Source organism: Variovorax sp. N23, assembly GCF_025486315.1.
In the GTDB taxonomy this organism is placed as follows: domain Bacteria; phylum Pseudomonadota; class Gammaproteobacteria; order Burkholderiales; family Burkholderiaceae_C; genus Variovorax.
In genome coordinates, this window is sequence record NZ_JAOOPY010000007.1 from 154,364 (window position 1) to 168,350 (window position 13,987).

15 protein-coding genes are annotated in these 13,987 nt (G+C 68.3%); 7 read left to right on the forward strand and 8 right to left on the reverse strand.

The window, feature by feature from the left end:
• The first annotated feature begins 4 nt into the window (after positions 1–4).
• A complete protein-coding gene (locus tag N8A90_RS13045; RefSeq protein WP_262075339.1) occupies positions 5–1,378 on the forward strand; it encodes an LLM class flavin-dependent oxidoreductase in 1,374 nt (457 codons plus the stop codon).
• On the opposite strand, the gene N8A90_RS13050 is transcribed toward N8A90_RS13045, so the two are convergent.
• The 8 genes from N8A90_RS13050 to N8A90_RS13085 all read right to left on the reverse strand — a co-directional run bounded on the left by N8A90_RS13050 (position 1,375) and on the right by N8A90_RS13085 (position 8,189).
• The gene (locus N8A90_RS13050; protein ID WP_262075340.1) at positions 1,375–2,115 is read right to left on the reverse strand and encodes an ABC transporter ATP-binding protein; all 741 of its coding nucleotides are present in this window, start codon (positions 2,113–2,115) and stop codon (positions 1,375–1,377) included. The genes N8A90_RS13045 and N8A90_RS13050 overlap by 4 nt on opposite strands.
• A 23-nt stretch (positions 2,116–2,138) precedes the next feature.
• The gene (locus N8A90_RS13055; protein ID WP_262075341.1) at positions 2,139–3,020 is read right to left on the reverse strand and encodes an ABC transporter permease; all 882 of its coding nucleotides are present in this window, start codon (positions 3,018–3,020) and stop codon (positions 2,139–2,141) included.
• A 7-nt stretch (positions 3,021–3,027) separates the two neighbouring features.
• Complete coding sequence (locus tag N8A90_RS13060; RefSeq protein WP_262075342.1) at positions 3,028–4,017, reverse strand: aliphatic sulfonate ABC transporter substrate-binding protein; 990 nt, start codon at positions 4,015–4,017, stop codon at positions 3,028–3,030.
• Positions 4,018–4,142: 125 nt separating this feature from the next.
• Positions 4,143–4,886, reverse strand: a complete 744-nt coding sequence (locus N8A90_RS13065) for an amino acid ABC transporter ATP-binding protein (protein WP_262075343.1) — start codon at positions 4,884–4,886, stop codon at positions 4,143–4,145.
• Positions 4,883–5,620: an amino acid ABC transporter permease gene (locus tag N8A90_RS13070; RefSeq protein WP_262075344.1), complete on the reverse strand. Its 738-nt coding sequence runs from the start codon at positions 5,618–5,620 to the stop codon at positions 4,883–4,885. Before N8A90_RS13070 ends, N8A90_RS13065 begins: the two co-directional genes overlap by 4 nt.
• A 10-nt stretch (positions 5,621–5,630) precedes the next feature.
• Positions 5,631–6,326, reverse strand: a complete 696-nt coding sequence (locus tag N8A90_RS13075; protein ID WP_262075345.1) for an amino acid ABC transporter permease — start codon at positions 6,324–6,326, stop codon at positions 5,631–5,633.
• Between the two features lie 72 nt (positions 6,327–6,398).
• Complete coding sequence (locus N8A90_RS13080) at positions 6,399–7,226, reverse strand: ABC transporter substrate-binding protein (RefSeq protein WP_262075346.1); 828 nt, start codon at positions 7,224–7,226, stop codon at positions 6,399–6,401.
• Positions 7,227–7,349: 123 nt separating this feature from the next.
• Complete coding sequence (locus tag N8A90_RS13085) at positions 7,350–8,189, reverse strand: NADPH-dependent oxidoreductase (RefSeq protein ID WP_262075347.1); 840 nt, start codon at positions 8,187–8,189, stop codon at positions 7,350–7,352.
• A gap of 118 nt (positions 8,190–8,307) precedes the next feature.
• On the opposite strand from N8A90_RS13085, the gene N8A90_RS13090 reads away from it, so the two are divergent.
• The 6 genes from N8A90_RS13090 (at position 8,308) to N8A90_RS13115 (ending at position 13,920) form a co-directional block, all read left to right on the forward strand.
• Positions 8,308–9,312 (forward strand): AraC family transcriptional regulator, encoded by a 1,005-nt coding sequence (locus N8A90_RS13090; RefSeq protein WP_410087674.1) that lies wholly within the window; start codon positions 8,308–8,310, stop codon positions 9,310–9,312.
• Between the two features lie 72 nt (positions 9,313–9,384).
• Complete coding sequence (locus tag N8A90_RS13095; RefSeq protein WP_262075348.1) at positions 9,385–9,969, forward strand: carboxymuconolactone decarboxylase family protein; 585 nt, start codon at positions 9,385–9,387, stop codon at positions 9,967–9,969.
• Positions 9,959–11,035: an acyl-CoA dehydrogenase family protein gene (locus N8A90_RS13100; protein WP_262075349.1), complete on the forward strand. Its 1,077-nt coding sequence runs from the start codon at positions 9,959–9,961 to the stop codon at positions 11,033–11,035. Before N8A90_RS13095 ends, N8A90_RS13100 begins: the two co-directional genes overlap by 11 nt.
• Positions 11,032–11,871, forward strand: a complete 840-nt coding sequence (locus N8A90_RS13105) for an ABC transporter ATP-binding protein (RefSeq protein WP_262075350.1) — start codon at positions 11,032–11,034, stop codon at positions 11,869–11,871. The genes N8A90_RS13100 and N8A90_RS13105 overlap by 4 nt, the downstream gene beginning before the upstream one ends.
• A gap of 136 nt (positions 11,872–12,007) precedes the next feature.
• Positions 12,008–13,171, forward strand: coding sequence for an ABC transporter substrate-binding protein (locus N8A90_RS13110; RefSeq protein WP_262075351.1), 1,164 nt, complete (start codon positions 12,008–12,010; stop codon positions 13,169–13,171).
• A gap of 2 nt (positions 13,172–13,173) precedes the next feature.
• The gene (locus N8A90_RS13115) at positions 13,174–13,920 is read left to right on the forward strand and encodes an ABC transporter permease (protein ID WP_410087679.1); all 747 of its coding nucleotides are present in this window, start codon (positions 13,174–13,176) and stop codon (positions 13,918–13,920) included.
• Positions 13,921–13,987: the final 67 nt, after the last annotated feature.

The following is a 13,987-nucleotide window of genomic DNA, read 5'->3' on the forward strand; positions in this document are numbered from 1 at the left end:
ACCCATGACTTCGAAGAAGCAGATCCTGCTCAACGCATTCAACATGAATTGCGTCGGCCACATCAACCATGGCCTGTGGACGCATCCGCGCGACGAGTCCACGGCCTACAACACGATCGAGCACTGGACCGGCATCGCGCGCACGCTCGAGCGGGGCCTGTTCGACGGGCTCTTCATCGCCGACATCGTGGGCGTGTACGACGTCTACCAGAAGAACGTCGATGTGACGCTGCGCGAATCGATCCAGTTGCCGGTCAACGACCCCATGATGCTCATCTCGGCCATGGCGGCCGTGACGCAGAACCTGGGCTTCGGCGTGACGGTCAATCTCAGCTACGAATTGCCCTACCTTCTGGCGCGTCGCTTCTCGACGCTGGACCACCTCACGCGCGGGCGCATCGGCTGGAACATCGTGACGGGTTACCTCGACAGCGCCGCGCGCGCCATGGGGCTCTCGGAACAACTGCCGCACGACGAGCGCTACGACCGCGCCGACGAGTTCTTGGAGGTGCTCTACAAGCTGTGGGAAGGCAGCTGGGAGGAGGGTGCGGTGCGCCGTGACAAGGCCGCGCGCGTGTTCACCGACCCGGCCAAGGTCCACAAGGTCCAGCACCAGGGCCGCTACTACCAGGTCGATGGCTACCACCTGGCGGAGCCCTCGCCGCAGCGCACACCGGTGCTGTTCCAAGCGGGCAGCTCGGGCCGCGGCCAGCAGTTCGCCGGACGGCATGCGGAATGCGTGTTCATCTCTCCGCCCAACAAGGCGGCCGCACGCAAGAGCGTCGATTCGCTGCGCGAGCAGCTGGTGCGTTCGGGCCGGCGCGCCGACGACGTGAAGGTGTTCGTGGGCGCTGCCGTGGTCACGGGTGCCACCGAGAAGCAGGCGCGGGAGAAGCACGAGGACTACAAGCGCTACGCCAGCCGCGAGGCAGGCCTGGCGCATTTTTCCGCCAGCACCGGCGTTGACTATTCGCAGTACGACCTCGACGAGCCGATCCGCTACGGCCCGACCAACGCCATCGAATCGGCGGCCCGCACTGCCGAGCAGCACGGCTGGACGCGGCGACAGCTGCTGGAGATCTTCGAACTGGGCGGCCGCTACCCGGCCATCGTGGGCGACCCGGCCCGGGTGGCCGACGAACTCCAATCGTGGATCGACGAAACCGGTGTGGACGGCTTCAACCTGAGTCGCACCGTGGCGCCCGAGAGCTACGAGGACTTCGTCGACCTGATCGTGCCTGAGCTGCAGGAGCGGGGTGTCTACAAGACCACGTACGCACCCGGCACCCTGCGCAAGAAGCTGTTCCGCGAATCGGATCGCCTGCCGGCGCGGCACGCAGCGTCGCAGTTCCGGCCCGTGCCAGCGACCGTTGCCTAGAGTGCGTGGGCCTGTTCGAGGGCGTGTCGCACCGACGCGATGACCTCGCCCACCGCCGCGCCATCGCGATCGCGTGGCTGGGCGAGCGGCACGGCGATCGGCGGAAAGATGCGGCCGGGGTTGGCTTCGAACACCACCACTCGATCACCCAGGTAGACCGCCTCGTCGATGTCGTGCGTCACCATCAGCACCGCGACGCGGTGGGCGCGTGCCACGCGCAGCAGCAGCTCCTGCAGCTTGAGGCGGGTGAAGGCGTCGACGGCGGAGAAGGGCTCGTCGAGCAACAGCACGCGCGGCTGAACGAACAGGCCGCGGGCGATGGCGACCCGCTGCGCCTGCCCGCCGGACAGTTCCTTGGGCAGGCGGCCGCCCAGCCCCGGCAGGCCGACCTCGTCGAGCAGTGCGGCGACGCGCGAGGCGTCGACCACACCGCCCGCGTCGAAGCCGACGTTGCCGGCGACCGTCAGCCACGGGAACAGGCGAGGCTCCTGGAATACGAAGCGGATGTCGCGTGTCGGTCCCGAGAGCGGCTGCCCGTCGAGGCGCACCTTGCCCGCATAGTCCCGGTCCAAGCCGGAGGCGATGCGCAGCAGCGTGCTCTTGCCGCAGCCGCTGGCGCCGACCAGCGTGACGCACTCGCCTCCGTGCAGCTGCAGGCGGATGTCGTGCAGCACCTCCTGGCCGGCGAAGGACTTGTGCCGCACGTGGATGTCGAGCAGGGGAGAAGGGGTGGTCATGGTGCTGTGCAGAGAGATAACGTTCAACGCCGTGTGGCCACCGTGTCGCGCCACGACAGCCAGCAGTTCTCGAGCCACTGCATGCCGCTGTCGGTGAGCTTGCCCATCACGGCGAGCAGCACGATGGCGCCCAGCACGATATCGGCGCGGCCGGTTTCGCGGCCGTCGGTGAGGAGGTAACCCAGGCCCCGTGTCGCCGCGATGAGCTCGGCCGCGACCATGAACATCCAGGCCAGCGACAGGCCGTTGCGCAGCCCGGTCCACACCGCCGGCAGCGCGGCGGGCAGCAGGACCCGGCGGGCCATCGCCAACGGGCCGAGGCCGGCCATCTCCGCCACCTCGACCAGCTTCCGGTCGACGTCGCGCAGGCCCGATGCGACCCCCATGTACACGGGGAAGAAGGCGCCGATCGCGATGAGCGCCAGTTTGGCGCCTTCGTCGATGCCGAGCCACAGCAGCAGCAGCGGCACCCATGCGAGCGACGGGACGGCGCGCAGCGCCTGGAAGCTCGGATCCAGCAGCGCCTCGGCGCGCCGGCTCAGGCCGACCCACACGCCCAGGGCGACCGCAAGCGCCGCGCCGGCCGCGAAGCCGACGGCGACGCGCGCGGTGCTGACCAGCACGTGCGTTGCGAGACCTTGCTGCGCCAGTTCGTACAGCGTGCGCGCGATGTCGCTGGGCGGTGGCAGCAGGTGCGCCGGCACCCAGCCGGCCTGCACGGCAAGCTCCAGGCCGAGCAGCACAAGCACCGGCAGTACCACGCCGAGCCAGCGCGACGGGCGCGGGGAGGGCGTGTGTCGCTGCTGCTGCGGTGGCGGTGCAGCGATGTGCTTGCGCGTGTCGGTGTTCGAGGTCGCAAGCGCCGACCCGGGCTCCAGCGCGTTGAGCGGTGGCCGTGAGCTCATGCGCGCGTCAGGCCGCCACGCCGGCGAGCTGCGTGCGCGCGAACTGGGTGTCGACCAGATCGGCGATCACCTTGTTCAGGTTCGTGCCCGGTCGCACCAGCTGTTCCTCGAGCAGGATCGGCGATGCCGCCTGCAGCGCCTTCACATGCTCGCTGGAGGGTTGCGGTGCGCTCAGGTCGGTGCGCAGCTTGAGCTGGAGCAGCGCCACCTCCAGGCTCACCTTGGCTTCTTCCGACAGGATGCGTGCGGCCTCTGCCGTGTTGGCGAGGGTCCACTTGCGGGCGCGCTCGTAGGCGGCGATCACGCGGTGCAACGCTTCCGGGTGGCGCGCCTGGAAGTCCTCGCGCACATTCAGGAATCCGTAGGTGTTGAAGGCCACGTTGCGGTAGATCAGGCGGGAGCCGGCGTCCAGTTCGCTGGCGGCCATCAACGGGTCGAGCCCGGCCCAGGCATCGACGCGCCCCTGTTCGAGTGCCACGCGCCCGTCCGCATGCTGTAGGCCCACATGCTCGATGTCGCTGCGGCGCAGCTTCACGGTCTGCAGGGCGCGCAGCAGGAAGAGATACGGGTCGGTGCCCTTGGTCGCCGCGATCTTCTTGCCCTTGAGGTCGGCCAGCGTGCGGATCGGCGAATCCTTGCGCACGACGAGTGCGGTCCATTCGGGGCGGGAGAAGATGTAGGGCGTGCGGATGGGATTGCCGTTCGCGCGGGCCAGCACGGCGGCCAGGCCGGCGCTGGAGCCGATGTCGATGCTGTTGCCGTTGAGGTACTCGAGCGCGCGGTTGCTGCCGGCGCTCAAGACCCACTTGACGTCGATGCCGTCCTTCCTGAAGTCCTGCTCCAGCCAGCCGAAGCGGCGCAGCACCAGGCTGGTGGGCGAGTAGTAGGCGTAGTCGAGGCGGACTTCCTTCGGTGCATCGGCAGCGCGTACGAGCGCGGGCAGGGCAAGGGTCGTGGCGCCAGCAACGGCACCGTGAAGGACTGAACGGCGTTTCATGGGTCGGCTCCTGCAGGACGATGGGCAAAGCCAGCAACGTTAGCGCCGTGCCCGCGCCGCGGCAAAGCCGAAATTCGAGCTTGCTTATGCGCTCGTCGTCGTGTCCCGCCGTGCCCTGTCGCGCATCACGCCGCCTCGGCGAACGGCGTGCGGATGTCCGCCAGGAACTGCTGTGCCCGCGGATGCTGCGGCCGGTTGAAGAAGTCCTGCGGCGTGGCGCGTTCGAGCACGCGCCCCTCGTCCATGAACAGCACGCGGTCCGCCACGTCGCGCGCGAAGCCCATCTCGTGCGTGACGCAGACCATCGTCATGCCGTCGCGCGCCAGGTCGCGCATCACCAGCAGCACCTCGCCGACCATCTCCGGGTCGAGCGCGCTGGTCGGTTCATCGAACAGCATCAGCGGCGGCTTCATCGCGAGTGCGCGTGCGATCGCCACGCGCTGCTGCTGCCCGCCCGACAGGTCGGCCGGGTAGGCCGCGGCTTTGTGGGCAAGGCCGACGCGGTCGAGCAGCGCCATCGCGCGCTCGTCGGCCTCGCGCTGCGTGAGCCCGCGCAGCTGCACCGGCGCCAGCGTGCAGTTCTGCAGCACGTTCAGGTGCGGAAACAGATTGAACTGCTGGAACACGAAGCCGATGTGCGAGCGGAACTCGTTGAGCCGGGTCTCGCGCGCGTGGATGTCCTGACCGTCGACCCGGATGGTGCCGGACTCGATCGGCTCGAGCCGGTTGATGGTGCGGATGAGGGTCGACTTGCCCGAGCCCGAGGGGCCGCAGACCACGACCACCTCGCCGCGCTGCACGGTCTCGGTGATGTCGACCAGCGCGTGGTAGGCCCCGTACCACTTGTTGACCTTGTCGAACTGGATCATGGGGAATGACTTTCAGGTGTGCTTAATGCGGCACGGGGCGGCACCGGGCGCCGGGCCCGGCCGCGGACATGCCGCCGCTCCAGCCACCACGCGACGCGCGACAGTCCGAAGCAGAGGACGAAGTAGCTCAGGCCGAGGAAGAAGTACACCTCGGCCGGCTTGGTGAACACCTGCGAATTGATTTGCGAGGCGATGAACGACACCTCGGTCAGGCCGATGATGTAGCCCAGCGAGGTCTCCTTGATGGTCGAGACGAACTGGTTCACCAGCGACGGCAGCATCGAGCGCACCGCCTGCGGCAGCACCACCGACCGCAGGCTGCGCCAATAGCCCAGGCCGAGCGAGCGCGCGCATTCGACCTGGCCGCGCGGCACGCCCTGAATGCCGGCGCGGAAGATCTCCGCCAGATACACGGCGTCGAAGATCACCAGTGCGATCAGCATGGTCGTGAACTGGTCGGTCTTGACGCCGGTCACGCTCGGCAGGAAGAAGTAGGCCCAGAAGATCGTCATCAGCAGCGGCGTGCCGCGCACCACGAACACCAGCGCGGTGACGGGGCCGCGGACCCAGGCGAAGGGGCTCACGCGGCCGATGCCCAGCAGGACCCCCAGCGGAAGCCCGAGCAGCAGGCCGAGCGACGCCAGCACCACGGTCAGCGCCAGTCCGCCCAGCGGCCCGTTCGGGTATTGGCCGACGAGGAAGTACAGCCAGTAGGTATCGATCAGTTCCAGCATCGCATCGTCCTCAAGCGGGCCGGACGGGATAGCGTTGCTGGTACCAGGCCGCGAGGCCGGTGATGACGAGCGAGACCGTGAGGTAGGCCGCAGTGGCGAAGCCGAAGGCCTCGAAGCTGCGGAAGGAGGCGCTCTCGACCTTGCCGGCCTGGTACATCAGCTCGGCCGCGCCGATCACGGTCGCGATGCTGGTGTTTTTCCAGAGGTTGAGCGTCTGCGAGATCAACGGCGGCACGGTGATGCGCAGCGCCTGGGGCAGGATGACACGGCGCATCGTGGCCAGAAAGCCGAAGCCGAGCGCGCGCCCGGCCTCGAACTGCACCGGCGGGATCGCACGGATGCCGCTGCGGATGTCTTCCGCCATGAACGCCGCGGTGTAGAGCGTGAGCGCGATCACGGCGCTGACGGCCTCGATGTTGCCGGCGTAGAGCCAGGCCTTGACGGCATCGGGCAAGAGCTCCGGTGCACCGAAGTACCAGAACAGCATGTGCGCCAGCAGCGGGATGTTGCGGATCGACTCGACGAAGCCGAAGCCGATCCACCGCAGCGCCGCGACGGGCGCCAGCCGAAGCAGGGCCACGAGCAGCGCCAGCGGCAGCGCGAAGACGAGCGTTGCCGCCGCGAGTTGCAGCGACAGCAGCAGGCCGGCCACGAGCATGTCGTGGTAGGCGCCGCGCAGCAGCATGGAATAGTCGAACAAGGGCATGCAAAGCAACGATGCGAAGCAAAGCCCCAGCACGCGAGGTGATGGGGCTCGGCGCTCGGCGACGCAGCAGGCTCAGCCGTCGATCTTGTCGGACTCGAACTTGAACGGACGCTTGTCGAACTTGGTCTTGGTCGTCGGGCCGTACCATTTGAAGAAGATCTTCTCGGCCTGGCCGGATGCCTCGAGCTCGCGAAGCGTCTCGTCGACGACGGTCTTGATGCCCGTCTCACCCTTCTTGATGCCCAGTGCCAGCGGCTCGACACTCAGATTGGTCGGCAGGATCGCGTAGTCCTTGCCGCGTTCGCCCAGCTTGCCCAGATCGTCGATCAGCGAGCTCTCGTCGTTCACGTAGGCGATGCCCTTGCCCTGCTGCAGCGCCAGGAAGGCTTGCTGCGTGGTCTCGAAGGTCACGACCTCCACGCCCGGCACCGCCTTGCGGATGTTCGGCTCCTGCGTGCCGCCCTTGACCGTCAGCACGCGCTTGCCGCTCAGCTGCGGCACGTCGGCGATGCCGCTGGTCTTCTTGACCAGCACCTTCTGGCCGGTGATGAAGGTGGTCAGCGAAAAGTCGATCTGCGCCTCGCGTTCCTTGTTGTGGGTGAGCGATGCCGCCAGCAGGTCCACATGGCCCTGCTGCAGTTCGGGGATGCGCGCCGCGACGGCGATCTGCTTGAACACGGGCTTGACGCCGATCTTCTTCGCGACCGCATTGCCCAGGTCGACGTCGTAGCCGATCAGCTCACGTGTCTTCGGGTCGACGAAGCTGTTGGGTTCGTCGGTGCCGAGCACGCCGATGACGATCTGGCCCTTCTTCTTGATGTCCGCCAGTTGGTCGGCGTGGGCCAGGCCGGCCAGCGCGAAGCTGGTGGCAATGATGGCTGCGAAAAGACGATGGCGCATGTTCAGGTCTCCCAGTGTTGGATATGGCGGGGCGACGGTATGTCCCCTTGCTCCCGGAAAGGAGCCTATCCAAGGCGAGAAAAGAGGAAACGAAGCAATTCGCATATCGACATGACACATCGGCTACTTGAGCCCGAACCCCAGCCCTTTCAACACGCCATGCAACACGTCGCGCCCGGCCAGCGCCTCGGGCCCTCGCACGCGATGAGCCACCTGCTCGGTCCAGTCTTGTTCCGGCAGCCCCTGTTCACGCTGGAATGCGCGCAGACGCTGGTTGTATGCCGCCAGTGCTTCGAACGGCGGTGCACCATACTGTTCGCGAAACAGAACAGTTTCCTGCGGCAGGCGCGGCTTCACCGACGCAGGTGCTGCCGGGTCGGGGCGTCCGATGGCGAGGCCGAACAGTGCAAAGACGTGCGGCGGCAGGCCGAGCTCGGCCGCGACCTCTGCCGGCTTGTTGCGGATGCCGCCGGTGTAGACAGCACCCAGGCCGAGCGATTCGAGTGCGACGACCGCGTTCTGCGCGGCCAGCGCGGTGTCGATGGCGCCGAGCAGGAACAGTTCGAGGTAGTCCAGCGCTTCGGACGGAACCGAACGGGCGCGTCCGATCTCCTCCAGCCGATGCAGGTCGACCAGCCACAGCAGGAACACCGGCGCCCGCACGACATGCTTCTGGTGGCCTGCCAGCGCGGCCAGCCGGGCCTTGCGTTCGGGGTCTTCGACCGCCACCACGCTCCACGGCTGAAGGTTGGAGGACGAGGCTGCCGACTGCGCTGCCGCCACCAGCAGTTCGAGCGTCCCGGCCGGCAAGGCGTCGGGCAAATAGGCCCTGACCGAGCGGTGGGCGAGCAAGGTGTCGAGCGTCGCGTTCCACGCGTCGGGCGCAGTCAGTGCGGTATCGCGATAGCGTTCGTGCAGGCGAGACGCGGACGTTGCGGTTGGCGGCGGTGGGAAGACGGACATGGAATTCCTTCAATGCGGTCGCGCCAGCATAGGCCGTTGCGTACGATCCGTACCGGCATAAGCTCAGGCGAAAAGCTTCGTTGTCATCCGTGGTGCCACGGCGCGACACTCCGAGGCGATGAACGCCGCTCTCTCAGTCCGCCCAGACCCTTCGCCGTCGCGCCCTCCTGGTGTCGAAGGCATCGAGGGATCCGAAGGGCAGACCGATCGACTGGTGGACTGGCTGCTCGACGGCCTCGAATGGAACGCGAGCGTGTTCCACGTGGGGCAGTACTGCGGGCGGTGGCGCGCCTCGACCGCGGGCCGCGCCCGGGCGAGCTTCCATCTGATCCTCGAAGGCCGATGCTGGCTGCATCTGCCGGGCCGTGAGTCCATTGCGCTGGCGCCGCGCGATGGCGTGTTCCTGATGCGCGATGTGCCGCATTTCCTCTCGCCTTACCAGGATCCCGACATCGACTGCGCGCCGCGCGCGATGCAGCCCCTGTCGGCCACGCCGGCGTTGGGGGAAACCGGCCTGGCCTGTGGTTTCTTTTCCTTCGACGGGCCGTTCCGGGACCTGGTGGCCGATGCTTTTCCCGAATACCTGGTGCTGCGCGCCGACGACCGCACGATGGCATCGGCCGCCACGCTTTTCGACCTGATGCGCAGCGAGGCGCATCGCACGGGCCTCGAACCGTCGGTCGTGATGGATCGCCTGGCCGGGTTGCTGTTCTTCTACGGACTGCGCCATGTCTCGCGCGAAGACGTGCAAACGCGTGGGCTCTGGAGCTTGCTGCGCCGTCCGGGCTTCGCGCCCCTGGTGTCCGAGTTGCTGCAGTCGCCCGAACGGACCTGGACGGTGGACGACATGGCGGCGCGCGTGCACCTCTCGCGCGCGGCCTTCTTCAGGCAGTTCTCGGAGGCCTGCGGGCAGTCGCCCCTGCAGTTCCTGCTGCTGTTGCGGATGCAACTGGCCGCTGGGCGTCTGGCGCAGGGCGAATCCATCGGGCGGGTGGCCGAAGCCGTGGGCTACGCGTCGTATGCCGCGTTCTCGCGCGCCTTCAAGCGGGTGGTCGGCGAACAGCCGGGCGCCTGGCAGCGCGAGCGTACGAACGGGCACAAACGCGAGACGCGCGGTCATTGAGCGGCGTCGTCGACGCACGAAGAATCGGTGCATCGCCGTCGCATCGGCTCGACCCACTCGACATCCTCGCCCATGACACGCCTGACCCTGCACACCGAAGCATCTGCCCCCGAGGGCAGCCGCGCCTTCGTGGCGCGCGCCATCACCAACAACGGCTTTCTGCCCAACCTCATCGGCGTCCTGGCCAACTCGCCGCAGGCGCTGGAGACGTATCTCACGGTCGCGCAGATCAACGCCAAGGGATCGCTAACGCTGGCGGAGCGTGAGGTGGTGCAGATCACCGCGGCAAGGGTGCATGGCTGCGATTTTTGCGTGGCCGGCCACAGTGCCGCGGCATCGAAGCAGGCCAGGCTCGACACCGACACGGTGATCGCGCTGCAACGCGGCCAGGCCACCGGCGATGCGAGGCTCGATGCGTTGCGGGTGTTTGCGGAGGCGATCATCGCCACGCGCGGGAATGTCGATGATGCTGCCCTCGCGGCGTTGCGCGATGCCGGTTATTCCGATCAGCAGGCTCTGGAGGTCGTGCTCGGCGTGAGTCTGGCGACACTCTGCAACTTCGCCAACAGCCTGGCGCGCAGCCCGGTCAATGCGCAGTTGCAACCTTACTTGCCTGAGAACTTCCAGGCCGGTGCCGGGGACGCGCGTGCCGTCTGAGTCCGTTCATGACTGGCTCGACGCCCATGCCGAGGCGCTCGACGCGGACAGCGGCAAGGCAAAGGAGGTGTTGCCGCGCCTGGCCGCCGCCGGGCTGTTTCGTCTCGGTGTTCCGCGTGAGCTGGGCGGGGAGGGCGGCATCGGCGATGCCATCGAGGCGATCGCCGGCGTGGCCGAACGATCGCTGGCTGCTGCCTTCACGTTCTGGGGGCATCGCGCCTTCATCGAGTACGTGGTCCAGTCGCCCAATGCGGTGCTGCGGGAGCGCTGGCTGCCGCGGCTGCTCGACGGCACGGTGGCTGGCGCGACCGGCCTGTCGAATGCAATGAAGTACCTTGGGGGCATCGAGTCGCTGGGTGTGCGGGCCACAACGCACGGTGAGGGCGGTGGCTGGCTGCTCGAAGGCGCGGTGCCCTGGTGCACCAATCTGCGCGCGCCCGAATTCGTGGCCGCCGTGGCGGTGGCGCGTGAAGACGGCCCGCCGCTCATCGTCGCCCTGCCGTCGGGTCGGGCCGGTTTTAAGCGCAGTGCCGACCTCGACCTGATCGCACTGCGCGGCAGCAACACGGCGTCGTTGCGCATCGACAGTGTGGTCATCGATGCATCGGATCTGATCCATGCAGACGGCACGCAGTTTCTGCCGCAGGCGCGGCCGGCCTTCCTGGGCCTGCAGTGCGGGCTGTCGATCGGTCTTGCGCGCGTGGCGCTCGATGCCGCATCGCAGCGCAGCGGGGCCGGGCGCGAGGTGCTCGGCGCGGAGATCGATGCGCAGCGCCAGGCCCTGCGCGAAGCCACCGACGCCTTGAAGGCGGGTTTGGGCAGTCTTGGGCTTCTGGCACAGCCTGTCGAACTCTTCAAGCTGCGCCTGGCACTGGCCGACATCGTGCAGCACGCGGTGCAGCTCGAACTGCAGGCCAGCGGTGGGCGCGCCTACCACCGCGACCAGGCACTGAGCTTCGCGCGCCACTGGCGCGAGGCGGCCTTCATCCCGATCGTGACGCCGAGCGTGACGCAACTGCAGGGCGAGTTGCGCAAGCACGAGGCTCGGCTCCGCGCTGCGGCATGAACGCGGTGCCGACCGTGCACGTCCGAGAAGCTCCGGCCGAGACCGGCGAGGGTCCCGTGCTGCAGGCGCATGCTCTGTCGTTCCAATACGTCGGCGCGCCTCCTGTCTTCGAGGGCGTGTCGCTCCAGGTCGCCCCGCGCGAGATCGTCTGCCTGCTTGGCGGCAGCGGTTGCGGCAAGTCGACCCTGCTGCGGGTGCTGGCCCGGCTCGAAACGACCCATGCCGCGCGCGCCGAGGGGCAGGTGGATTTTCTTGGCCAGCCACTCACGTCGCCGCATCCGCGGGCGGCCCTGTTGTTCCAGCAGCCCAGCCTGCTGCCCTGGCTGGACGCGGCACGCAACGTCGGCTTCGGCCTCGACTTCGCAAGGCAACCGGCGCTGTCGAAGGCGGCACTGTCGCAGCGCGTGGCCGACGCGCTGGAGGCGGTCGGCCTGGCGGGGCAGGGCGGCCGCTACCCGGCACAACTCTCGGGCGGCATGGCGCAACGCGTGGCCCTCGCCCGAGGTCTGGCGCGCCAGCCGCAGTTGCTGCTGGCCGACGAACCCTTTTCGGCGCTCGATGCCATCACCCGCGCCGAGATGCAGGAGCTGCTGGTGACGCTGGTCGACCGTTGGCACACGGCGGCCCTGCTCGTGACGCACGACATCGACGAGGCCATCGCGGTCGGCGACCGCATCCTGCTCATGGGCGGCCGGCCCGGCCGCATCGTGCGCGAATGGCGCGTCGACATCGGCCGTCCGCGCGAGGCCGACGCAGCCGCCGTCACTGCGCTTCGCCTGGACATCCTGACCGCGCTGCACGGCGTCCGGCAGCGGGCGCCGGCTGCTGCCGCATGACCGGCATCCCTTTCCCTCTTGAAGAATGGCCATTCGAATGAACGATCGCACCCCTCCCTTCGAACGCTCCGCCGCAAGCCGGACGCCACACGTCTGCGCTTCGCCGGCCTGCGATTGCGGACTCACGCGGCGCGACATGCTGCGCCTGTCCGCCTTGACCGGCGCTGCGGTGGCCGCGCCCTTTCTCTCCGCGGGCGATGCGCGCGCGCAGGCCTTCAAGGGCGACGACCAGCCGGTGAAGATCGGCTACTTGCCGATCACCGATGCCACGCCGCTGCTCGTGGCGCATGGCCGCGGGCTCTTTGAGAAGGAAGGCCTGAAGGCCGAGGCGCCGCGTCTGTTCCGCTCCTGGGCACAGATCGTCGAAGCCTTCGTGTCGGGCCAGGTGAACGTGGTGCATCTGCTGACGCCCGCGACGCTGTGGGTGCGCTACGGCGCGAAGTTCCCCGCCAAGATCGTGGCCTGGAACCACATCAACGGCTCGGCGCTGACGGTGCTCCCGGAGATCGGCCAGGTCGCCGATCTGGGCGGTCGCACGGTGGCCGTCCCCTTCTGGTATTCGATCCACAACATCCTGCTGCAGGACGTGCTGCGCAAGGAAGGGCTCACCGCCGTCACGCGCGCGCGCGGCGCGACGGTCGGTCCGAAGGAGGTGAACCTCGTGGTGCTGGCGCCGGCCGAGATGGTTTCGGCGCTGGCGGCCAAGTCGATTGCCGGCTTCATCGTTGCCGAGCCCTTCAATGCAGCGGCCGAGATCGCCGGGGTGGGCAAGGTGCTGCGATTCTCCGGCGACGTCTGGAAGGACCATGCCTGCTGCGTGACCTTCCTCGCCGAGCGCGACGTGGCGGAGAAACCCGAGTGGGCCCAGCGCGTGACCAGTGCCATCGTCAAGGCGCAGTTGTGGACCCGCGGCAATCGCCTCGAGACGGCGACGCTGCTGTCGAACGCAGGTGAGCGCCGCTACACGCCGCACCCACCGCAGACGCTGGCCAAGGTGCTTGCCGCCACCGACTATGCCGACTACGAGCAGCGCGGCATCGTGCAGCACAAGGGATGGGCCCAGCGGCGCATCGACTTCCAGCCGTACCCGTATGCGTCGTACACCGAGCAGCTCGTGCGCGCGATCAAGGCCACCAAGGTCGAGGGCGACACGGCCTTCCTCGATGCGCTCGACCCGAAATTCGTGGCGAGCGACCTGGTCGACACGCGCTTCGTGCGCAAAGCCATCGACAGCGTCGGCGGCCCGCAGGTGTTCGGTGTGCCGGCCGACTACACGCGTCGCGAGACGATCGCCGCTTGAGCGTGGCGCGCCGCATCCTGCTGCCGGGCGCGGGCATCGTCGCCGCGCTGCTGCTCTGGTGGCTGGGGAGCCATCTGCTGACGGCGCGCACACCCGTGGCCACGGCCTTCGCGCCCTGGCCATCGGCCAAGGCGCTGGCCGCGCTGCTCGCGGGCGCCGACATCTGGTACCACGCACGCCTGAGCCTGCAGCGCGTGAGTGTCGGGCTGCTGCTGGCTTTCGCCTTCGGCGTGCCGCTGGGCGTTCTTACGGGCCTGTCGCGCAGTTTTTCGCAGGCCACCACGCCGGTGTTCCAGTTCCTGCGGATGATCTCGCCGCTTTCCTGGATGCCGATCGCGGTGATGGTGCTCGGTGTGGGCGATGCACCGGTCTACTTCCTGCTCGCTTTCGCGGCGGTCTGGCCGATCCTGCTGAGCACCGCGGCGGGTGTGGCCCAGCTCGACGCCAACTGGCTGCTGCTCGCGCGCAGCCTGTCGGCCACGCGGCGCGAGACACTGTTCCGCGTGATCCTGCCGGGCATCACGGCGCAGATCCTGACCGGCGTGCGGCTGTCCATCGGCATCATTTGGATCGTGCTGGTGCCCGCCGAGATGCTGGGCGTGTCGGCCGGCCTGGGCTACTTCATCCTCGACACGCGCGACCGGCTCGCGTACTCGGAACTGATGGCCGCCATCGTGCTCATCGGCGCGCTCGGCTATCTCCTGGATCTGCTGGCGCGTTGGATGCATGCGCGCTGGTTGCATGCGTAGCGGCCCCGCCTGACGGCCGCATCCCGGTCGATTCCGGCGAGTGGGCTCGACGTCCAGGCCGCTCGCA

Coding starts and splice junctions, on each gene's coding strand:
- N8A90_RS13045 (WP_262075339.1), top strand. CDS start 5: ATGACTTCGAAGAAGCAGATCCTGCTCAACGCATTCAACATGAATTGC.
- N8A90_RS13050 (WP_262075340.1), bottom strand. CDS start 2,115: ATGACCACCCCTTCTCCCCTGCTCGACATCCACGTGCGGCACAAGTCC.
- N8A90_RS13055 (WP_262075341.1), bottom strand. CDS start 3,020: ATGAGCTCACGGCCACCGCTCAACGCGCTGGAGCCCGGGTCGGCGCTT.
- N8A90_RS13060 (WP_262075342.1), bottom strand. CDS start 4,017: ATGAAACGCCGTTCAGTCCTTCACGGTGCCGTTGCTGGCGCCACGACC.
- N8A90_RS13065 (WP_262075343.1), bottom strand. CDS start 4,886: ATGATCCAGTTCGACAAGGTCAACAAGTGGTACGGGGCCTACCACGCG.
- N8A90_RS13070 (WP_262075344.1), bottom strand. CDS start 5,620: ATGCTGGAACTGATCGATACCTACTGGCTGTACTTCCTCGTCGGCCAA.
- N8A90_RS13075 (WP_262075345.1), bottom strand. CDS start 6,326: ATGCCCTTGTTCGACTATTCCATGCTGCTGCGCGGCGCCTACCACGAC.
- N8A90_RS13080 (WP_262075346.1), bottom strand. CDS start 7,226: ATGCGCCATCGTCTTTTCGCAGCCATCATTGCCACCAGCTTCGCGCTG.
- N8A90_RS13085 (WP_262075347.1), bottom strand. CDS start 8,189: ATGTCCGTCTTCCCACCGCCGCCAACCGCAACGTCCGCGTCTCGCCTG.
- N8A90_RS13090 (WP_410087674.1), top strand. CDS start 8,308: ATGAACGCCGCTCTCTCAGTCCGCCCAGACCCTTCGCCGTCGCGCCCT.
- N8A90_RS13095 (WP_262075348.1), top strand. CDS start 9,385: ATGACACGCCTGACCCTGCACACCGAAGCATCTGCCCCCGAGGGCAGC.
- N8A90_RS13105 (WP_262075350.1), top strand. CDS start 11,032: ATGAACGCGGTGCCGACCGTGCACGTCCGAGAAGCTCCGGCCGAGACC.
- N8A90_RS13110 (WP_262075351.1), top strand. CDS start 12,008: ATGCTGCGCCTGTCCGCCTTGACCGGCGCTGCGGTGGCCGCGCCCTTT.